The sequence below is a fragment of the Tenacibaculum dicentrarchi genome (assembly GCF_964036635.1).
In the GTDB taxonomy this organism is placed as follows: Bacteria; Bacteroidota; Bacteroidia; order Flavobacteriales; family Flavobacteriaceae; genus Polaribacter; species Polaribacter dicentrarchi.
Window position 1 is genome coordinate 2,595,198 of the sequence record NZ_OZ038524.1, and the last position, 20,518, is coordinate 2,615,715.

The window sequence follows — 20,518 nt, forward strand, 5'->3', positions numbered from 1 at the left end:
TTTAATTATCATTTAAAAAAGCGACCATTTTATCAGGAAAATCAGTAAAACCACCGTCAATATTAGCTTCAAAAAATAATACTTGCATCATTTCTTCAAACGAAGAGAATTCGTCTAAACTATCGGCTCTAAAAGTGTATGGATGCACTTTTAAGCCGAGCTGATGCGCTTCTGAAACTAAATTTGTAAAAGTAAATTTATCTGCTATTTTTTCGGCTAAAATTTGCTTATACCAAGGTCCTATTCCATCGGCATAAGTTGCAAAATGTTTTAATTCTTTTGTTTCTTCTTCAAATTCTATTAACTGAACTAAAAACAAATCGGATTTTAATTCTTTTCGAATTCTTTCTAATTCCTTGGCATCAAAACATTGAAAAATACAGGCATCTTTTTTAGTTTTGTAACCATAATCAGAAAGAATATCTAACGTTATTTTAGCGATATCTTTTCCATTTTTATGATGAAAATCAGGATTTTTTATCTCTGGATAAATTCCAATATTTTTATTTGTACTATAATTTAAACCTTGAATAAGTTCAATTTCTTGTTGTAAAGAATGAAGTTTAAAATTTCCTTTTCCTTTAGGAAATCGCTTTGGATAAAATTGTTTTTGTGTTTTGGTATCAAACCGTTCGGTTACTTGTAATTGCTGTAATTCATCAAAAGTAAAATCGATTACATAATACCGATTATCTGCTCTTTTTTTATCAGGAAAAATAGTAGCTACATTGGTAACATCATCTAAATAAATATCATGAATAACAATTGGAATATTATCTTTACTTAGTACCAAATCTTGCTCAATATAATCAGGATTCATAGCATATGCCATTGCTTTTGATTCCATGGTATGTTCAGGTAAATATCCTGATGCACCACGATGTGCAATTACTATTTTAGATAATTTCATCTTTTTAATACTCGTTTTGTCTACCTTATTACATCCGAAGATAAAAAAGCAAAGAATAAATGTATAATAATGTTTCATCGTTTATAAATATACCTGAATTGTTAAAGAAATCATGGTAAAAATTGTTAAAATAACAACCAAAGGAAGTGCAAATTTCAGCCATCTATCATAACCAACTTTTACAATTGCCAAAGAGGCTAAAATTAATCCTGTTGGGTTGATAAACGAAAATAAACCCATTCCGTATAAATAAGTATTGACAATAATTTCACGCCCAATACCAACCGTATCGGCTAGTGGCGACATTATCGGCATGGTTAAAACCGCCATTCCTGACGAACTTGGAATAAAAAATGATAAGCCCGAATAAATAAACAATAACACGTTTGCAAAAATTCCTTTTGGCATTCCTGTAGTAAATTCACTAGCGTTTTGTAAAATAGTATCGCTAATTAATCCTTGTTCCATCAATATTGAAACCCCTCGTGCGATTCCAATAATAAACGCAACACCCAATAAATCATTTGCACCTTTTATAAAGGTTGTTACAAAATTTTCTTCCTTCATTTTGGCTAAAAAACCAATAAGAATTGCCCCTACTAAAAAGACCACAGTCATTTCTTCAAACCACCATTCTAAACGAGAAACCCCGTAAATCATTACCACAAAACAAAGCGTAAAAACAGTTAATATAACACGTAATCTTCCTGTTAAAACGTGAGTATCAGAAGTACTACTTCCAAAGATATTTTCAATCATTTCTTTTTGGTCATAAATAATTGATTTCGTAGGGTTTTTTTGAACTTTATTAGCATAACGTAAAATATAAATAACACAAATAACAATTCCACAAACCAGCATTAACAACCTTCCTGCAAAACCTGTTGTCCAGTTAATTCCTGCCGCATCCGAAGCAATAATAACACTAAACGGGTTTACTGTTGAACACATTGTTCCAATAGATGAACCTATATAAACACAGGCTAAAGCAACAATAGCATCGTATCTTGCCGCCAAAAATATAGGAATTAAAATAGGATAAAAAGCAATGGTTTCTTCTGCCAATCCGAAGGTAGTTCCACCTGTGGCTATTAAACTTGTTACCACAAAAATTAACCAATATTCTTTCCCTTTTAATTTTTTTGCCAGCCATGCAATTCCTGCATCAAAAGCACCCGTAAAATTCATAATTCCGATAACACCTCCTAAAATTAACACAAACAAAATAATGTCTGACGATTGGGTGATTCCTCTTATTGGCGATTTTAAAAAAGCCAAAATTCCTTGAGGTTGCGCAGGTAATTCGGTGTAAGTTCCCGGCACACTAATCGGTTTAGAAATATCGCCATTTGTAAATTTTTCTAAAGGAATTTTAATCCCTAATTCCGCTAATGATTCTTGAGTTGCAGGAAGTGTTTTTTGTTCTTTTAAATGTGAATATGTAAACGAATTACTACTTTTTTGATACTGCAAAGCATCAAATTTACCCGCAGGAATAAACCAAGTTAAAAGTGCCACCAAACCAGCTATTAATAACAAAATAGTATGCGGTGTAGGAAATTTAATATTTTTCAAAATGTAAAAATTTTATTTTTGATAAAAGTAAAACAAATTCAAGACACAGACAGCCCTTGTTAAATAAATAATTATGAAACAAAAATTACAAAAAAGGTTTTTTCAAAAAGTAAAACAAAAATTAAATTTCACTTAAAAAACATACCTTTACATTTACATTTTATCTTAAAAAATTTTCATGGAAAACTCATTTAACAACAAAATTCGCGTAGGGCAATTATCAGTAACAGACCGCGTTTCTTTTTACAAAAAAACATACGCACACGTTGGTTTAGGCGTATTATTATTTATCTTTTTTGAATATTTATTATTGCAAAACGCCAGCATTGTCGAATTTGCATTATCAATGACACAAGGCTACAAGTGGCTGTTATTGCTCGGTGGTTTTATGCTAATAACCAATTATGCCGAAAGCACCGCCTTAAAAACAACTGACAAAAACTTACAATATTTAGCCTATTCCGGCTATGTATTTGCCGAAGCATTTATCTTTATTCCGTTAATTTACATGGCAATTTCATACACCAATAATTTTGAAATTATCAAGCAAGCAGGAATTGTAACCCTAGGATTATTTGCAGGAATTTCATCAATTGTATTTATCACCAAAAAAGATTTCTCCTTTATAAAAGCAGGTTTAAGTATTGGTTTTTTCATTGCCATTGCCTTATTAATTGCAGGAACATTATTTGGTTTTAACCTTGGTTTATGGTTTTCTGTAGGAATGTGCGTACTAGCTGCGGGGTCTATTTTATACCAAACCTCAAACCTTGTTCACAAATTTTCTACTGATGACTATATCCCTGCTGCCATTGGATTATTTGCTTCTTTAATGCTGTTATTTTGGTATGTTTTACAAATTTTTATGTCGAGAGATTAAAAGAACTATAAAAATTATTTGAAGCTATTTCCCGCTTTCCGCACTCGCTTTTTTTTGAAGAAAAATCAAAAAAAGAGCTCAAACAATTGCTTCAATCGGGGCTAGGAATTTCTGCTTCATTTTATAAGTAGCTAAAACCAAGTATATTTTATAAGAACTATTTTTAGAACCTATACTTGGCTTTATTACAAACAAAATATCAGTTCGAGTGATTTTTTTCCTTCAAAAAAATTGTATCGAGAACTTTTTTAACATCAAAATGAATAAAAATTCATCAACATAAAAAAATCAAATTCTCGATACAATTTTAATTCTTTTTAGTCATTAAAATCACTCGAATTGACAAAAATTAGCATCAAAAAAAAAGAAATTAACTCAACATCATTTTGGCTCTTTTTACAGAAGCTACTAAAACGTCAATTTCTTGTTTTGTATTATAAAAAGCAAACGACGCTCGAACCGTTCCAGGGATTCCGTAAAAATTCATAATCGGTTGTGCACAATGATGCCCAGTACGAACTGCTACGCCTAATTTATCTAAAATCGACCCTACATCATACGGATGAATTCCTTCTAAATTGAAAGAAATTACAGCAACCTTATCGCTTGTTCCGTAAATTTTTAAGCCTTCAATTTTTTCTAATTCTTGTGTTCCGTAGGCTAATAATTCGTTTTCTTGTTTGGCGATATTATCAAAACCTATTGAATTTAAGTAATCTATTGCCGCTCCAAAAGCAATTCCACCGCAAATATTTGGCGTTCCTGCTTCAAATTTATGAGGCAATCCTGCGTAGGTTGTTTTTTCAAAAGTTACCGTTTCAATCATTTCGCCACCTCCTTGATAAGGCGGTAATAATTTTAACAATTCCTCTTTTCCGTACAATACACCAACTCCCGTAGGCCCACACATTTTATGTGCCGATGCTACATAAAAATCAGCATCCAAGGCTTGTACATCTGGTTTTATATGTGGTACTGCTTGCGCTCCATCAATTAAAACATAAGCACCAAATTTATGTGCCGAATCAATAATTTCTTGAATCGGGTTGATGATTCCTAAGGCATTTGAAACATGATTACAAAATACTAATTTTGTGTTTGCATTTAATAATTCATGATATTTTTCTATTTTTAAAGAACCATCTTCATTCATCGGAATTACCTTTAAAATAGCGCCTGTTTTTTCACAAAGCATCTGCCAAGGAACAATATTTGAATGATGTTCTAAAGACGATACAATTACTTCATCTCCTGCTTTTAAAATAGCCGAAAAACCCGAAGCAACCACATTAACACTATGCGTTGTTCCTGCGGTTAAAATAATTTCATACGAATGTTTAGCGTTAAAATGTTGTTGTACTTTTAAACGCGCTTCTTCATATTTATCGGTAGCTTCTTGGCTTAACGTATGCACGCCTCGATGAATATTTGCATTGTAATTTGAATAATAATCAACAATAGCATCAATAACAATTTGTGGCGTTTGAGAAGTTGCTCCATTATCAAAATATACTAATTTTTTTCCGTGAACTTCTCGGTTAAGAATCGGGAAATCAGCTCTAATTTTATCTACAATAAACATAAAAAATAATATTTGTAACAAAGGTAGCAGTTGTATTTCAATTACAAACATCAATCAATTAAATTCTTACATTTGTTAAAACTGTTTTTTATGAAAAATTTAAAGAAAATCGTGTTATTCATCACTTTTTTTAGTGTTTTAACACTTGGCATTCTTGTTTATTTAAATTATCCGAAGTTAAACATACTAGCAGGATATTCGGCTAAAAACACCACTTCCTCCGTTTTTTTGGCGAGTAGAAGTTTAGAATTTACCGATAAAAACGACAATAATTTTTCGCCAATAAATTTAACTTCGGATGAAATAAATATCGAGGAAAAATCAGCAACAGGTTCCGTTTTTGGTTTATTAACCAGAAAAGCCGTTTATCGTGAAGGTTTAGGCGCTGTTTTAATTAATGATGATTATGATATCACTAAAAAAACACACATTCCAAAACGTAGTAAACCCGATAATACTACGCCTTTTCCGTACGGAAATGCCAATCAGAAAGACAGCATTTTTAAGAATATCAACTATAAAAAATTAAACAACGTTATTGACACCCTTTTTGATGTAAAAAACAAAACACGGTCGGTTTTAGTAATTTATAAGGATAAAATTATTGCCGAAAAATATGCCGATGGTTTTGATAAAAACTCCAAACAATTAGGTTGGTCGATGACTAAAAGTATTGTTAGTACCATTGTTGGAATTATGCAATGCGAAGGCAAAATAAAGGTAAATACTGCTAATTTATTTGAAGAATGGCAAAACGATGAGCGTAAAAATATTACGCTTCATAATTTATTACAGATGAATTCAGGCTTGGCTTGGAAAGAAGATTACAACAGCATTTGCGATGCTACAAAAATGCTTTTTCTAGAAAATGACATGACTAAAACACAGTTAAAAAAACCTTTAACATCAAAACCGAACGAAAATTGGAATTATTCATCAGGAACAACAAATTTAATTTCGGGGCTTATTCGTAGTAAATTTAACACGCATCAAGCATATTTAGAATATTGGTACACGGCTTTAATCGATAAAATAGGCATGAATTCAATGCTTATCGAAACTGATGTAAATGGTAGCTTTGTAGGTTCTTCTTATGGTTGGGCAACCACTAGAGATTGGGCAAAACTCGGGCTTTTATACTTGCACAACGGTCAATGGAACGGAACGCATCTTTTTGATAAAGATTGGGTAGAGTACGCCACCAAGCCTACCCCAACTTCCGATAAGCAATACGGTGCGCAAATATGGTTAAATGCGGGCGGAAAATATGCTGATGTGCCAAAAAATATGTATTCTTTTAATGGGTATAAAGGACAGAATGTGTTTATTTTGCCCACTGAAAATTTGGTCATCGTTCGTACAGGATTAACCAAAAATGCCGATATGAATCTATTTTTAAAAGAAATAATAGCTTCGATTAAAACTAAAAAAAGACTAAAAAATAACTAAAATAAATTAAAAAATAAATATGAACCCTTATTATTACGTGCTTTCCATAAACGGATTTTTATTCTTATTCAGTATTATCTTTTATTTTTTTCCGCCTAAAAAAATAAATAGTATTTATGGGTATCGCACCAATAAAACCATCAAAAATGAAACTATTTGGCAATTTGCAAATCAGTTTTTTACCAAACAATTTTTAATCTATTCGAGTATTTCATTAGTCGCTTCGTTAATTTTTGTTTCTTTAAATAAAACCATCAGCTGGCAACCTATGGCGATTATGTTATTGTCGTTAGCCGTATCGGTAATTAAAACAGAGCAAGAAATTAGCAAAAATTTTGATGATGAAGGAAATAAATTAAAGTAAAATTAGTCTGTCAGACCTCACAGGTTTTAAAAACCTGTGAGGTCTATTATATTCTATTTATACTCCTCTTTTAACAAGGCAACATCATCAATAATTTTTTGCATATTTTCTTCTTTTGTACCGTCATACATTCCTCGAATTTGTCCTTTTTTATCGATTAAAACAAAGTTTTCGGTATGTACAAAATCTTGGTCACCGCCATCGCCTTCATCTAAAACAGCAAAATAATGCTTACGGGCTAAGTTATAAATATGCTTTTTATCGCCAGTAGTTACGTTCCATTTTCCATCAATTACACCTTTTGCATCGGCATATTTTCGTAATTGCGGAACGCTATCCATTACAGGGGTTACCGAATGCGATAAAAACATAATGTCGTCATCATTTTTAAAATTTTCTTGCAATTCACTCATATTATATGCCATCAAAAGACAAATTGTTTGGCATCGGGTAAAAAAGAAATCGGCAATATAAATTTTATCTTTATAATTGGCATTGGTAATTATTTCGCCATTTTGATTGATGAGTTTAAAAGCGCCAATCTTATGATTTTTTGATTTTGAACGCACTGATGTATCTACCAATCGAGGGTTGATATCGGCAGGATTGTAAACAGGTAATTTATCATCTACTTTTACCAAATGATAAAAAACAGGAATGCCTACCAGCGAAAAAACAAGTAAAAAAAGTAAGGTGCTTTTTGATTTTTTAAAGAATTTTAAATCCATTTTTGATTAAATTTCAGCTAAAATACAGCTAAAAACAACTTTTATATATCTTATCTAAAGAAAAATATAAAAACAAAACCACATCAATACTACAAACTTTTACAGCTGTATTGAAAATACGTACATTTGTGCTATTTTTAAATTTAGAAATACATCTTTATGGAGACGTTAATAAAAGCAGTACAATTTATTTTGAGCTTATCGCTCTTAATTGTTTTACATGAATTAGGGCATTTTATCCCTGCAAAAATATTTAAAACTAAGGTTGAAAAATTTTACTTATTTTTTGATTATAAGTTTTCTATTTTCAAAAAGAAAATAGGCGATACCGTGTATGGAATCGGGTGGATTCCGCTTGGAGGCTACGTAAAAATAGCGGGAATGATTGACGAAAGTATGGATACCGAACAGCTAAATAAACCCGCACAACCTTGGGAATTTCGTTCAAAACCAGCGTGGCAACGGTTAATTATTATGCTAGGTGGTGTTACGGTAAACTTTATTTTAGGGATTGTAATTTACATTTGTTTGATGTACACTTACGGCGAAAAATTTTTACCAAACGATAATTTAAAAGATGGTGTTTGGGTACAAAATCAGCTAGGAAAAGATTTAGGATTACTTACTGGTGATAAAATATTAACAATTGACGGGAAAGCAATTCGAAAATTTAGCGAACTTCCTTTAGAGTTTATCAACGGAAATAATTATACGATTCAAAGAAATGGCGTTGTTATTGAAAAAGAAATTCCTACTGATTTTATTTCAAAATTAGTTGATAGAGATAAAAATTCTGGAAGTTTTATTTCGGTTCGTTTACCGCTTGTTATTGCAAATATTTCTAAAGATTCACCAAATATTAATAGCGATTTACAAGCTAAAGATATTGTTACTGCAATAAATGGTGTTTCAACAAAATATTTAGATCAGGCAAAAATTGAACTAGAAAAAAACAAAGGACAAGCGGTTAATATAACTATTCAAAGAGCTTCTGAAAGCTTAAGTATTCCTGTAAAAATTACTGAAAAAGGAAAATTAGGAGTTGGATTAGGGCAATTATCTTCAAAAGATTTAGAAAAATTAGGCTATTATAAATTAGCTAAAAAAACATATTCAATTAGCGAAGCGATTCCTGCGGGAACAGTAAAAGCATGGTCAACGGTTACCAATTATATTAAGCAATTAAAAAAGGTTTTTAACCCAAGCACAGGTGCTTATAAAGGTTTGGGAGGTTTTATTTCAATCGGAAGTATTTTTCCTGCCGAATTTAGCTGGGAAGTTTTTTGGAACATCACCGCTTTCTTATCAATTATGTTAGGCGTTATGAATTTATTGCCAATTCCTGCCTTAGATGGTGGTCATGTAGTGTTCACTTTATGGGAAATGATTACCGGTAAAAAACCTGGTGATAAATTTTTAGAATACGCACAATTAATAGGTTTTATCTTGTTGATAACCTTGCTTTTATTTGCCAACGGTAATGATATTTTTAGGACATTTTTTAAGTAAAATAGTTAACTAAATAATTATAATTTAAAAAGGGATTTCGTTTTAACGAGTCCCTTTTTTTGGGCTATATTCGTGTTTAGAAAATATTTACAATAGAATCGGATAAAATAATTTCATAAAATCTGTTTTTCCCGAAATACAGTACAGGCTTTATTAATAAAACACTTAACACCTTTAAAATGAATAAATTAATTGTATTTTTTATCTTTTTAATAAATTATACCACAATAAATTCACAAGAAATTGATCGTTTAATCGATAAAATAACACCGAATTTATGCGAATGTATTCAGAAAATTGAAAATTATAAAAACCTAAAAATTGAATTTACTAATTGTCAGAATATAATTAAGAAGAAGTTTAACTTAACTAAAAAAGAAGCAGATATTTATAATATTGAGATTAAGAAAAAAAATTATTTAAAATCAAAAATACTCACTTCCCTTTCTAGTAAATGTTGTTACTTTAATAAACTATCATTCGATTTTTTAAATCAAAAAATTTTAAAAAAAACAATACTCAAATCAAAAATAGATTCAATTATTACAAACAAATATGTAGAAGGTAAAAAATTATCTGAGTATAATGATCTTTTCGGCTATATTAGTTTTAAAGTTAAAATTGAAAAAATTAAAAAAGAAAACTGTGATTTTATAACAAAAATTTACGTTAAAAAAAATAGTCTTAAATTTAGAATAACTTCTTTTTTTGATAAAAATATAACAATATCTGATGATGAATATTATATTTTCGGGCATATAGAAAGTTCACCTGACGGCTTCTTTATTCAAAAGAATAATGATAATGAGCCTTATGTTTTTATTCATAATGTAGTCAATTTAAGAACCTTAGAAATGAGAGGTATAGACGAATTACTGTAATTTTTTTTAGATAGAATTTAAACAGATTCTAAACTCAATATTTGCAAAAATCAGTGAAATTAGCGTCGATTTAAACACAAAAAAAGCATCGTAATAACCACGATGCTTTTCTATTTTATTTGATTTCAAAACCTTTAAAAACTACTTCTTTAAATTTTCAGAAGCTTGCTTTTCTAATTGTGCCTGATACTCTTCTATAACAGGTTTTAAAGTGCTGTCAGGTATTTCAGCTACTTTTATATACAACAAACCATCCACAGCATTATTAAATTTCGGATCGACATTAAAAGCTACTAAACGCCCATTTTGCTTTACATATTTTTTAATAAGTACTGGCATACGCAATGCTCCTGGCTCAATTTCATCGATAATTTTATCAAATTTTTGCATATCTGCTTTGGTGGCATCAAATACAAAATCTTTATCGGCATCTTTTAGTTTTACTTTAAATTCTTGCTTCGGATAAATATATTGCGCCACATACGGATCGTAATAATGAGACTTCATAAACTCAATCATTAACGACTTCGAAAACGCCGAAAATTTATTGCTAATACTCACACCGCCCAATAAATATTTATATTCAGGATGACGCAATGTAACGTGTACAATTCCTTTCCAAAGTAAAAATAATGGCATTGGTTTTTGCTGATAACTCTTTGCAACAAAAGCACGCCCTAACTCCATCGAATTTTCCATCATGCTATACAATTCAGGTTCAATTCGAAATAAAGTATGTATATAAAAACCGTTAATTCCGTACTTTTTAAAAATATCTTTCCCTAACCCCATTCGGTAAGCCCCTACTAATTCTTTAGCAACGCTATCCCATAAAAATAGGTGATGATAATATTTATCAAACTTATCTAAATCGATGGCTTTGTTTGTTCCTTCGCCAATATCTCTAAAGGTAATTTCACGTAAACGGCCAATTTCATGTAAAACATTTGGTATTTCTTTTGCATTTGCAAAAAAGACCTCATAATTTTTACTTTCTAGTAATCGGCTTCCCTTTTCCCTTAAAGCATCTACTTCTTTAGTAAATAAATCGGGTGCTCTTTGTGTCGTAATTTTTTTAGCTTTTTTAGGGATTTTTAAATTTTTAGGTGATAATATTTTTGACGATTCTTTTTCAAAAGGATTCGCCAACATATATGTTTTCTTTCTTATAAATTGATAAAAAGAAGGAATATCTTTAAATTCTGCCTGATCTTTTACAGAAATAGCTTTTCCTATTCGTACTTTTATCACCTTATTATTTTGAGAAACTGCTTCCGATGGTAATTTTGCTGTTCTAAGAGTTCCACTAATTCTAGACAGTAAATAAAATAACGGGCTGTTTTTAGCATGAAAATAAATAGGAATTACCGGTACTTTTGCTTTTTTAATTAAGCGTACAGCTCCATCTTCCCAAGGTTTATCAACCATTAATTTACCATCACGATGCGTAGAAACTTCTCCGGCAGGAAAAATTCCTAAAGGTTTTCCTTCACGTAAATGCAATAATGAATTTTTAATCCCTGCAATACTCGATTTAGCATCCTTTCTATCTTCAAAAGGATTTACTGGCATTATATACGGCTGTAAAGGTTCAATTTTGTGTAATAAAAAGTTGGCTATAATTTTGTAATCTGGTCTTTTTTCTACTAATATTTTAAGTAATAAAACACCATCCATAGCCCCTAAAGGATGATTAGAAATAGTAATAAAAGGTCCTTCTTTAGGAATTCTTTTTAAATCTTCTTCAGGTATTTCATAAGTAACTTTGCAGTCAGCTAAAACACCATTTAAAAATTCTAAGTCTGTTTTATCTTTATTATTATCATATATTTTATTAATTGCAGAAATGCGTAAAACCCTCATCAATAACCATCCTGTAAAAGTTCCTACAACACCTAATTTATCTAATCCGATAACTTTAGCAATTTCTTTTGATGTAACTATTCCCATTAATTCAAATTTGGCATAAATGCAAATATAACTGAATTTTGCGAGACTATAATTTTTTATTGTATAACCAACTGCGCTGTTTCTGTATTAATTTGACTTATAATTGACTTTCCTTTTTTACGTATTTTTTCAAGCGCTTTTTCATCAAAATGACGAATAGTATAAAGTGTAACTTCTTTGTAAGTTTTTATTTTAAAATCTGATTTTAAATCGGTATAAAAAGCGTCGAATAAATCATATTTATCATCTACACAAACCGAAAAACTAATGGCTGAATTTTGAATTAAATTTACCTTTAATTTATATTTATGTAATTTCTCAAAAACAGCACTGATATTGCTTTCTACCATAAAAGAAAAATCTTTAGCCGAAATTGAAATCAAAATTTGATGTTTTTTTACTATAAAACACGGTACTTCAGGATTAATTTTAGTGCCTTTTCCTACACAAGTTCCTTTGTTTGATAAATCATCGAAAGAACGCACAAAAAGTGGGATATTTTTTTTCTCTAAAGGTTGAATCGTTTTTGGATGAATTACAGACGCTCCATAAAAAGCCATTTCAATAGCTTCGGTATAAGAAATTTCGTGTAGCAATTCCGTTTGTGTAAACACCCGAGGATCGGCATTTAAAACTCCTGTAACATCTTTCCAAATAGTTACACTTTTGGCATTTAAACAATAAGCAAAAATACCTGCTGTGTAATCAGAACCTTCTCTTCCTAGGGTTGTTGTTATAGGCGTATTTTGCTTGTTTTTAACTGTTTTAAGTGATGTACTTCCTAAAAAACCTTGGGTAATATTTAAGGTTTTTTTAACAATATACGTATTTATTTGCGCTTCAGTTAGCTTCCAATCAATTTTTGCATCTCTATAATTGGCATCCGTTTTAATGCAGTTTCTAACGTCTATCCACTTGTTTTCTATGCCAATTTCAGATAAATAAGCACTCACAATAATCGTCGATAACAACTCGCCAAAACCAACAATTTGGTCGTAGACATAATCATAATCATCCGAAGTATTTTGAACCATAAAACCACTTAATTCACCTAATAAATGGTTTACTTTATTAAAAACAGGATGCTTTTTGTCAAATAAATCGGTTACTATTTTTTGATGAAAATTTTCAACAAAACAAATCGCTTCTTTTAAATTATCTTTTTTATAAAAATAAGCATTGATAATTTCTTCAAAAGCATTGGTCATTTTTCCCATTGCCGAAATTACTACCAAAACATTTTCTGTACCTTCGTGCTGTAACACGTTTGCTACGTTTTTTACAGCGTTAGCATCTTTTACTGATGCGCCTCCAAACTTAAATATTCTCATTACAAAATTGTATTAAATGCTGTTCTCCCATTTGACAAACTCGCCACTGATTATAAACAGTTGCTCCTGTTTTTTTATAAAAATCGATGGCATTTGTATTCCAATCTAATACTTCCCAAGCAACTCTTTTAAAACCATTTTTTTGTGCATAATTCATCACAGAACCGTATAATTTTTTACCTGCACCAATGCCTCTTTTTGCTTGAGTAACCATTAAATCTTCTAAATGAATTGTTTTTCCTTTCCAAGTAGAATATCGTTCATAAAAAAGTGTCATCCCTATAATTGTTCCATCAATATCCTGAGCTACAAAGGTTTTAAACTTCGGATTTTTAGAAAAACCATCGGCAATTAAAGTGTCAAGATTAATTTCAACAGCATTTGGTTCTTTTTCAAAAACAGCTAATTCAATAATTAAATTTAATATTGATTGTGCATCTTTTTTTTCTCCTTCTCTAATTATAAAACTCATTCTAAAAATTTTGTGTAAAGATAATTCTTAATATATCTTGCTAAAAAACAAATAGAAATTTAAAACACATCGTTTCTATTTGTTAAAAATTTTTAACAAATAAAAACATTGTAAAAGCGCAAAAAAGTTGGCATCTTTGTAAACCACACAAAAATTTGACATGAACAACAAGCACATGACTCTAGGAGAGTTTATTATTGGATATCAGAAAGATTTTAAATACTCTACGGGTGAGTTATCTCGTTTAATCAACTCAATTCGTTTAGCTGCAAAAGTAGTAAATCATGAAATTAGAAAAGCTGGTTTAGTAGATATTACAGGTGCTTCTGGCGATATCAACGTACAAGGAGAAACACAACAAAAACTAGATATCTTAGCAAACGATCTTTTTAAACAAACACTTATAAACCGTGAAATTGTTTGTGGTATTGCTAGTGAAGAAGAAGATGATTTTGTAATTGTTGAAGGAAAAAATAAAACAAACGAAAATAAATATGTCTTATTAATGGACCCTTTAGACGGTTCGTCAAATATTGATGTAAATATATCTGTAGGAACTATTTTTTCTATTTACAGACGAGTTTCTCCTGTAGGAACTCCTGTAACAAAAGAAGACTTCTTACAAAAAGGAAGCGAACAAGTAGCAGCTGGTTATGTTGCTTACGGAACTTCAACCATGTTAGTTTTTACTACAGGAAATGGCGTAAACGGATTTACACTAAACCCTGCAATTGGTACTTTTTACCTATCGCACCCAAACATGAAATTTCCTGACATTGGTAAAATATACTCTGTAAGTGAGGGCTATTTTACGTATTTTCAAGAAGGAATGAAGCGCTTTTTAGTACATTGTAAAGATTTAAACAAAGCAGATAACCGACCTTATACAGCACGTTATGTTGGCTCATTAGTAACCGATTTTCATAGAAATATGATTAAAGGAGGAATTTATATTTATCCATCAACCACTATTAGCCCTAACGGAAAATTACGTTTATTATACGAATGTAACCCAATGGCTTTTATTTGTGAACAAGCAGGTGGTAAAGCAACCGATGGTTTTACAAGAATTATGGATATTGCGCCATCAGAATTACACCAACGTGTACCTTTTTTCTGTGGAAGTAAGCAAATGGTAGAAAAAGCAGAAGAATTTATGGGAGAATTTTCTTCGGATGAAAAACCTATATATTAAATAATAACAATTATTTATAGTTCTATAAATTTAGAATAAGGCAAACAGTTGTTTGCCTTATTTTTTTGAATTAAATTTACATTTATTAAAACAAAAAATTAACTCACTTAAAAATAAATAATTATGGCTTTTGAATTACCTGAATTAGGATATGCTTACGATGCATTAGAACCAAATATTGACGCAAGAACTATGGAAATTCACCATAGTAAACACCATAACGGATATACATCTAAATTAAATGCTGCAGTTACTGGTACTGATTTAGAAGGAAAATCTATTGAAGATATTCTTGCTAATTTAGATATGAGTAACGGAGCAGTCCGTAATAACGGAGGTGGTTTTTTTAATCACTCTTTATTCTGGACAGTAATGAACCCTGAAGATAGAGGTTACTTATCTGGAGAATTAAAAGATGCTATTGAAGCTAAATTTGGTTCAAAAGAAGCTTTTATTGAAGCTTTTTCTAAGGCTGCTGCAACTCAATTTGGTTCAGGATGGGCTTGGTTATGTGTTAAAAAAGGTGGAGAAATTGAAGTTTGTTCTACTCCAAACCAAGACAATCCATTAATGCCTGGTGTTGCTTGTGAAGGAACTCCTATTTTAGGATTAGATGTTTGGGAACATGCATACTACTTAAACTACCAAAACCGTCGTCCTGATTATATTGATGCTTTCTTTAAAGTAATCAACTGGAACGAAGTAGAAAGAAGATTTACTGAAGCTAAATAATCTTTAAGCAATTTTTTTAAAGAATATAAAACTCCAAAGTAATAATTACTTTGGAGTTTTTTTATAATTTAAACTAACTTTACTAAAGCTAAAATAACACCTAAATGAATACCTTCATGTAAGTTATTAAAAGCTATTGCCGATTCTATAGAATCTATTGTAAAACCTGTACTTGTTTCATAAGCTGTATATTCTGTAAAAATACCTGCCTCAAAATCTTCTTGTAAGGTATCAGGTAAGCCGATAAACAACTCTTTTACTTCCTCCAGCTCTTCTTCCGAAAATGTTTCTGTAGGAACTGTTCCTTTTTTATAATTTTCAATTAATTCATCAGAAACCAAGCAATTTAATCCTGATAATTTATACTGTAATAACTGTTGAGTTACTACTAAATGAGCAAGGTTCCAAGCTATATTATTTGTAAATCCTTCAGGAATTTTATGTAATTGCTCTATCGATAAGTTTTCTGTTTTTTTTAAAACTATTCCTCTTGATTTTCTTAAAATTTCAAATTGCGTGTTCATTATTCTACCTATTTTAGCGGAATTCAAAGATAATTATTAAACCAGTCAAACGATGAAGAAAGTATATTTTTTACAAACTTGTGACACTTGCAAACGCATTTTAAAAGAAGTGAACATTAAGGGATTTGAAAAGCAAGAAATAAAAACCAATAACGTTACTGTTAGCCAATTAGAAGAAATGCGAAAATTAACCGACAGTTATGAAAGTTTATTCAATAAACGTGCAAGATTGTACAAAGAAAAAGATTTAAAGAATAAAGATATTACAGAAGCTGAATATCGTGATTTTATTTTAGAAGAATACACTTTTTTAAAGCGCCCTGTTTTTATTTTGGAAGATAAAATATTTATCGGAAATAGTAAAAAAGTAATTGAAGTGGTAAAAAAAGAATTAAATTCATAAAACCAAGAAAGCTTCATAATTTTAACGATTATGAAGCTTTTGTTGGCCTACAAGGACTCGAACCTTGAATGTCGGTACCAAAAACCGGTGTGTTACCAATTACACCATAGGCCAGTTAATAAGTTGCAAATATAAAAATATTTTTCATATTTCAGTAATTTTTAAAGCTAACTTAAAGTTTTAAAATTACTAAGTTGGCCTACAAGGACTCGAACCTTGAATGTCGGTACCAAAAACCGGTGTGTTACCAATTACACCATAGGCCAATTACTTATTTCGGGTGCAAATATAGCATAAAGTTTTATATTCACAAATTTTTTTTACTTTTTTATTTTAACATCTTTTTATGTAGCCTACTATTTGCTTAAATTCCTTAAAATTATATTTTTGTTTTCAATAAAAAATGAACAGTTATTAATACTTTCGTATTTTACTATATAAAAACTATGAACAATTTTAATTATAAAAAATGGAACACTCTTTTAGGGTGGTTTTCATTTGCTGTAGCGCTAATAACCTACACATTAACTCTAGAGCCAACCGTTAGTTCGTGGGATTGTGGCGAATATATTTCTACCGCTGTTAAGCTAGAAGTTGGGCATCCACCAGGAGCGCCTTTGTTTCAAATGTTAGGTGCTTTTTTCGCTATGTTTAGTAACGACCCTAGTCAATGGGCTAAAATGGTAAATTTCATGTCAGGCTTAGCCAGCGCTTTTACTATTTTATTTATGTTTTGGACCATTACCAATTTGGCTAAAAAAATGGCTATCAAAAATGGTAAATTCAGTAAAAATGAAGCCATCGCCGTTTTAGGTAGTGGATTAGTTGGTGCATTAACCTATACTTTTTCAGATAGTTTTTGGTTTAGTGCCGTAGAAGGTGAAGTATATGCAATGTCGTCATTTTTAATGGCGTTATTATTTTGGTTAGGACTACGTTGGGAAGACGAAATAAATACTCCAAGAGGACACAAATGGCTCGTAATTATTAGTTTTGTAGTTGGATTATCGTTTGGAGTTCATATTTTATCGCTCTTAGTTATTCCTTCAATTGTGATGTTATATTTCTTCAAAACCTATAAAAATATCACCCTAAAAACAACCGCAGTTGCTACTTTAATTTCCATATTAGTTTTAGCTTTTGTTTTTAAATTTTTGTTTCCGTTTACCCTTAAATTCTTTAGTGTTTCAGAATTATTTTTTATCAATGAAATAGGCTTACCATACAACACAGGAACTATTATTGCTGGAATTATTTTAATCGGGTTATTTTACTTCGGATTAAGTTTTACCCGCAAAAAAAACCTAGTAATGGCAAATACTTTGGTATTGTCAGTACTCTTTATTATGATTGGTTTTTCATCTTGGTTGATGTTGCCTATTCGTGCCAATGCCGACACTGTTATTAACGAAAATAATCCGTCGAGTGCTCGTGAATTATTAGCCTATTACAACCGTGAACAATATGGTGATGCTAATGTTTTTTATGATAATTATTATTCAGTTGCACATGATAGAACACAGGATGCTGAGCAACCTTTTAAGGATGATAAACCGAAATACGAAAAGAAAAACGGAAAATATATTATTGTAAATAAATACAAAAATATAGTTCCTAATTATTCGAGCAAACACAAAGGATTTATTCCAAGAATGGTAAACCCTGCTTCAGAACAACATTACAAACGAATTACAGGAATTCCTGCACGTAGTAAAAGACGACCAACTTTTATTGAGAACATGAAATTCATGATTGATTATCAATTTGGATACATGTATGGGCGTTATTTTATGTGGAATTTCGTTGGAAGACAAAACGATGCACAGGGTCATTTAGATATTGAAAACGGAAACTGGTTAAGCGGTATCGATTTTATTGATGAAATCCGCTTGGGTTCTCAACAAAACTTACCTGATGACATCAAAAATAATAAAGGACGTAATAAATACTTTTTCTTGCCTTTAATTTTAGGATTAATCGGATTAATTTATCAATCTAAAAAAGATAAAAACAATTTATATACCCTTGCCCTATTCTTTGCTTTTACTGGTTTTGCTATTATATTTTACACCAACCCAAGACCTTTTGAACCTCGTGAACGTGATTATGCCGTAGTTGGTTCGTTTTATGTATTTGCAATTTGGATCGGTTTTGGTGTTTTTGCTTTGTATGATTATTTAAAAAATTATGCTAACAAAAGAACCGTTGCTATTGGAGTATCGGCAGTTTCATTATTGGCTGTTCCTGTATTAATGGGCGTTCAAAATTGGGATGACCACGATAGAGGCGACCGTTTTATAGCACAATTAAATGCACAAACCTATTTAGAGAGTTGCGATCCAAATGCGATAATTTTTACCATTGGCGATAATGATACCTTTCCACTTTGGTACATGCAACAGGTCGAGGGTGTTCGTCAGGATATTAAAATTGTAAATACGAGTCTTTTTCAAACTGCTTGGTATATCGACCAAATGAAAAAGAAAACATACCAAGCTGAACCTATTCCGTCGCAATTAACACACGAACAATATAAATACGGAACCTTAGATATGGCGTATCATATTGCACATCCACGATTTAAAGACTCTATAATGTCTATAAATAATTTTATGCGATGGATTGAAAGTGATAATGACCAAACCTATTATATTGATGAAGAAAATGATGTTAGAGAAAAGTTTTATCCTACAAATCATATTCGAATTCCTGTAAATAAAGCCAATGTTTTAAAAACAGGATTGGTAGCACAAAAAGATGCCGATAAAATTTTAGACTATATCGATATTACTGTTAGCGAGCAAGGTTTAACCAAAAATCGAATTTTAATGCTCGATATTTTAAATAATTTTCAGTGGAAACGTCCTATTTATTTTACAGGAGGTGCAAATGCAGATGAAGAATATATTTGGTTAAAAGATTATTTACAGTTAGACGGAATGTCATACAAATTTGTTCCTATTAAAACATCAAACAAAGGGAAATCAATAATGAGTATGGGACGTATCGACACTAAAAAAATGTACGATAACGTTAAAAAATGGAATTGGAAAACCATCAACAATGGTAAAATTTATTTAGATGAGCAATCTAAGCGCAACGCAATTTCTATCCGTAATAATTTAATGCGTTTATCCGAAGAATATTTAAAAGAAGGAGATTCTGTGAATGCCAAAGATGTATTGGATTTATCTTTATACAAATTACCGATTAAACAATTTGAACACTACAGTATTTCTTTAGGATATCCTGAATTATATTATCGTATGGGCGACATCGAAAAAGCACATGAAACCGCAGAAACTTTAATAGATGTTTTTCAGCAAAAACTTAAATATTATAGTACTTTTAAAGATAATGATATTGATTTAATTATTGATAATTTAGAAACAAACTTATATATGTATCAAAATATTATTCAGCAAATTACAAAATATGATGATGATATGGAATACGGAAAAAAAGCTTTTAACGATTATATAAATCATGCTAGTTTATTTAAACATTTAATGGCTAATGAACCGCAACAACCTGTTCGAGAATTAGATACTATTAAACCTTAATTTTAAGTATTTTAAAAGCAATAGAACTTCCGCATTACTAATGATAATACATTAAGTAATGCGGTTTTTTTTTAATAGAAAAGACAAGGTAAAATACTTTTTTACAAATATTTCTTCACCAAACCGATTAAAGTATTTGCGTCTTGAACGCCTGTTTTTCGCCACTTCATTACACCTTCTTTATAAATTATAAAAGTAGGATTCCCTCTAATACTTAAAGCTTTAGCTAGTATCTCGTTATCTTTAATATCAATTTTAATTACTTTTGCCTTATCGCCTAAAGCGGCAGCAACATGCCTAAGCATTTCTACCGTAGAATCTAAAGGATTTAAATCAGTATAAAAATCAATTAAAACAGGTTTATTGTTACTTATAATTTCGCCAAATTTTGCCATACATCTAGTTTTTTAAATATATTTCTCTTAAAAATAGTGTTTTTTAAGCAAAAGATTGCGATATATACAACAAAA

General features: G+C 30.5%; 18 protein-coding genes and 2 tRNA genes. 9 read left to right on the plus strand and 11 right to left on the minus strand.

Annotated features, from left to right (window positions below; all coding sequences use genetic code 11):
- Window position 1: 1 nt before the first annotated feature.
- Together glpQ and ABNT14_RS11415 are read right to left on the minus strand one after the other, a co-directional pair.
- A complete protein-coding gene (gene glpQ, locus ABNT14_RS11410) occupies window positions 2-988 on the minus strand; it encodes a glycerophosphodiester phosphodiesterase (protein WP_101903319.1) in 987 nt (328 codons plus the stop codon).
- A gap of 3 nt (window positions 989-991) precedes the next feature.
- Window positions 992-2,485, minus strand: coding sequence for a YfcC family protein (locus ABNT14_RS11415; protein WP_348719385.1), 1,494 nt, complete (start codon window positions 2,483-2,485; stop codon window positions 992-994).
- 178 nt (window positions 2,486-2,663) lie between these two features.
- Between ABNT14_RS11415 and ABNT14_RS11420 the strand changes: the two genes are divergently transcribed.
- Window positions 2,664-3,365 (plus strand): Bax inhibitor-1/YccA family protein, encoded by a 702-nt coding sequence (locus tag ABNT14_RS11420; protein WP_101903321.1) that lies wholly within the window; start codon window positions 2,664-2,666, stop codon window positions 3,363-3,365.
- A 370-nt stretch (window positions 3,366-3,735) separates the two neighbouring features.
- On the opposite strand, the gene ABNT14_RS11425 is transcribed toward ABNT14_RS11420, so the two are convergent.
- Complete coding sequence (locus ABNT14_RS11425; protein ID WP_101903322.1) at window positions 3,736-4,947, minus strand: aminotransferase class V-fold PLP-dependent enzyme; 1,212 nt, start codon at window positions 4,945-4,947, stop codon at window positions 3,736-3,738.
- 90 nt (window positions 4,948-5,037) lie between these two features.
- Here ABNT14_RS11425 and ABNT14_RS11430 point away from each other — a divergent pair, with 90 nt between their 5' ends.
- Both ABNT14_RS11430 and ABNT14_RS11435 read left to right on the plus strand, forming a co-directional pair.
- A complete protein-coding gene (locus tag ABNT14_RS11430; RefSeq protein ID WP_101903323.1) occupies window positions 5,038-6,396 on the plus strand; it encodes a serine hydrolase domain-containing protein in 1,359 nt (452 codons plus the stop codon).
- 19 nt (window positions 6,397-6,415) lie between these two features.
- A complete protein-coding gene (locus ABNT14_RS11435) occupies window positions 6,416-6,760 on the plus strand; it encodes an SdpI family protein (RefSeq protein WP_101903324.1) in 345 nt (114 codons plus the stop codon).
- Between the two features lie 53 nt (window positions 6,761-6,813).
- On the opposite strand, the gene ABNT14_RS11440 is transcribed toward ABNT14_RS11435, so the two are convergent.
- A complete protein-coding gene (locus ABNT14_RS11440; protein ID WP_101903325.1) occupies window positions 6,814-7,488 on the minus strand; it encodes an SCO family protein in 675 nt (224 codons plus the stop codon).
- Window positions 7,489-7,647: 159 nt separating this feature from the next.
- On the opposite strand from ABNT14_RS11440, the gene rseP reads away from it, so the two are divergent.
- Both rseP and ABNT14_RS11450 read left to right on the plus strand, forming a co-directional pair.
- Window positions 7,648-8,997 carry an RIP metalloprotease RseP gene (rseP, locus tag ABNT14_RS11445; RefSeq protein ID WP_101903326.1) on the plus strand — a complete coding sequence of 450 codons (1,350 nt, stop codon included), beginning with the start codon at window positions 7,648-7,650 and terminating at the stop codon, window positions 8,995-8,997.
- A gap of 179 nt (window positions 8,998-9,176) precedes the next feature.
- Entirely contained in the window at window positions 9,177-9,878 is a 702-nt protein-coding gene (locus ABNT14_RS11450) for a hypothetical protein (protein WP_101903327.1), read from the plus strand.
- Window positions 9,879-10,019: 141 nt separating this feature from the next.
- On the opposite strand, the gene ABNT14_RS11455 is transcribed toward ABNT14_RS11450, so the two are convergent.
- Genes ABNT14_RS11455 through ABNT14_RS11465 form a run of 3 tightly spaced genes read right to left on the minus strand, consistent with a single transcriptional unit; the run spans window position 10,020 to window position 13,631 of the window.
- Window positions 10,020-11,828: a GNAT family N-acyltransferase gene (locus ABNT14_RS11455; protein WP_101903328.1), complete on the minus strand. Its 1,809-nt coding sequence runs from the start codon at window positions 11,826-11,828 to the stop codon at window positions 10,020-10,022.
- Between the two features lie 56 nt (window positions 11,829-11,884).
- Complete coding sequence (locus ABNT14_RS11460) at window positions 11,885-13,159, minus strand: aspartate kinase (RefSeq protein WP_101903329.1); 1,275 nt, start codon at window positions 13,157-13,159, stop codon at window positions 11,885-11,887.
- Window positions 13,146-13,631, minus strand: a complete 486-nt coding sequence (locus tag ABNT14_RS11465) for a GNAT family N-acetyltransferase (protein ID WP_101903330.1) — start codon at window positions 13,629-13,631, stop codon at window positions 13,146-13,148. Before ABNT14_RS11465 ends, ABNT14_RS11460 begins: the two co-directional genes overlap by 14 nt.
- 160 nt (window positions 13,632-13,791) lie before the next feature.
- Here ABNT14_RS11465 and fbp point away from each other — a divergent pair, with 160 nt between their 5' ends.
- Both fbp and ABNT14_RS11475 read left to right on the plus strand, forming a co-directional pair.
- Window positions 13,792-14,826, plus strand: a complete 1,035-nt coding sequence (gene fbp / locus ABNT14_RS11470; protein ID WP_101903331.1) for a class 1 fructose-bisphosphatase — start codon at window positions 13,792-13,794, stop codon at window positions 14,824-14,826.
- A gap of 123 nt (window positions 14,827-14,949) precedes the next feature.
- Entirely contained in the window at window positions 14,950-15,558 is a 609-nt protein-coding gene (locus ABNT14_RS11475; RefSeq protein ID WP_101903332.1) for a superoxide dismutase, read from the plus strand.
- Window positions 15,559-15,626: 68 nt separating this feature from the next.
- On the opposite strand, the gene ABNT14_RS11480 is transcribed toward ABNT14_RS11475, so the two are convergent.
- Entirely contained in the window at window positions 15,627-16,082 is a 456-nt protein-coding gene (locus ABNT14_RS11480; protein ID WP_101903333.1) for a DinB family protein, read from the minus strand.
- Between the two features lie 52 nt (window positions 16,083-16,134).
- On the opposite strand from ABNT14_RS11480, the gene ABNT14_RS11485 reads away from it, so the two are divergent.
- Window positions 16,135-16,485, plus strand: a complete 351-nt coding sequence (locus ABNT14_RS11485) for an arsenate reductase family protein (protein ID WP_101903334.1) — start codon at window positions 16,135-16,137, stop codon at window positions 16,483-16,485.
- Window positions 16,486-16,527: 42 nt separating this feature from the next.
- On the opposite strand, the gene ABNT14_RS11490 is transcribed toward ABNT14_RS11485, so the two are convergent.
- Window positions 16,528-16,599, minus strand: a tRNA-Gln gene (locus ABNT14_RS11490).
- A gap of 80 nt (window positions 16,600-16,679) precedes the next feature.
- Window positions 16,680-16,751: transfer RNA gene (locus ABNT14_RS11495), tRNA-Gln, on the minus strand.
- A gap of 180 nt (window positions 16,752-16,931) precedes the next feature.
- On the opposite strand from ABNT14_RS11495, the gene ABNT14_RS11500 reads away from it, so the two are divergent.
- Window positions 16,932-20,048 carry a glycosyltransferase family 117 protein gene (locus ABNT14_RS11500; RefSeq protein ID WP_101903335.1) on the plus strand — a complete coding sequence of 1,039 codons (3,117 nt, stop codon included), beginning with the start codon at window positions 16,932-16,934 and terminating at the stop codon, window positions 20,046-20,048.
- 101 nt (window positions 20,049-20,149) lie between these two features.
- Here the strand turns inward: ABNT14_RS11500 and ABNT14_RS11505 are convergent, their stop codons facing one another.
- Window positions 20,150-20,443: a thioredoxin family protein gene (locus tag ABNT14_RS11505; RefSeq protein WP_058886037.1), complete on the minus strand. Its 294-nt coding sequence runs from the start codon at window positions 20,441-20,443 to the stop codon at window positions 20,150-20,152.
- Between the last annotated feature and the right edge of the window lie 75 nt (window positions 20,444-20,518).

Coding starts and splice junctions, on each gene's coding strand:
- glpQ (WP_101903319.1), bottom strand. CDS start 988: ATGAAACATTATTATACATTTATTCTTTGCTTTTTTATCTTCGGATGT.
- ABNT14_RS11420 (WP_101903321.1), top strand. CDS start 2,664: ATGGAAAACTCATTTAACAACAAAATTCGCGTAGGGCAATTATCAGTA.
- ABNT14_RS11425 (WP_101903322.1), bottom strand. CDS start 4,947: ATGTTTATTGTAGATAAAATTAGAGCTGATTTCCCGATTCTTAACCGA.
- ABNT14_RS11430 (WP_101903323.1), top strand. CDS start 5,038: ATGAAAAATTTAAAGAAAATCGTGTTATTCATCACTTTTTTTAGTGTT.
- ABNT14_RS11435 (WP_101903324.1), top strand. CDS start 6,416: ATGAACCCTTATTATTACGTGCTTTCCATAAACGGATTTTTATTCTTA.
- ABNT14_RS11440 (WP_101903325.1), bottom strand. CDS start 7,488: ATGGATTTAAAATTCTTTAAAAAATCAAAAAGCACCTTACTTTTTTTA.
- rseP (WP_101903326.1), top strand. CDS start 7,648: ATGGAGACGTTAATAAAAGCAGTACAATTTATTTTGAGCTTATCGCTC.
- ABNT14_RS11450 (WP_101903327.1), top strand. CDS start 9,177: ATGAATAAATTAATTGTATTTTTTATCTTTTTAATAAATTATACCACA.
- ABNT14_RS11455 (WP_101903328.1), bottom strand. CDS start 11,828: ATGGGAATAGTTACATCAAAAGAAATTGCTAAAGTTATCGGATTAGAT.
- ABNT14_RS11460 (WP_101903329.1), bottom strand. CDS start 13,159: ATGAGAATATTTAAGTTTGGAGGCGCATCAGTAAAAGATGCTAACGCT.
- ABNT14_RS11465 (WP_101903330.1), bottom strand. CDS start 13,631: ATGAGTTTTATAATTAGAGAAGGAGAAAAAAAAGATGCACAATCAATA.
- fbp (WP_101903331.1), top strand. CDS start 13,792: ATGAACAACAAGCACATGACTCTAGGAGAGTTTATTATTGGATATCAG.
- ABNT14_RS11475 (WP_101903332.1), top strand. CDS start 14,950: ATGGCTTTTGAATTACCTGAATTAGGATATGCTTACGATGCATTAGAA.
- ABNT14_RS11480 (WP_101903333.1), bottom strand. CDS start 16,082: ATGAACACGCAATTTGAAATTTTAAGAAAATCAAGAGGAATAGTTTTA.
- ABNT14_RS11485 (WP_101903334.1), top strand. CDS start 16,135: ATGAAGAAAGTATATTTTTTACAAACTTGTGACACTTGCAAACGCATT.
- ABNT14_RS11500 (WP_101903335.1), top strand. CDS start 16,932: ATGAACAATTTTAATTATAAAAAATGGAACACTCTTTTAGGGTGGTTT.
- ABNT14_RS11505 (WP_058886037.1), bottom strand. CDS start 20,443: ATGGCAAAATTTGGCGAAATTATAAGTAACAATAAACCTGTTTTAATT.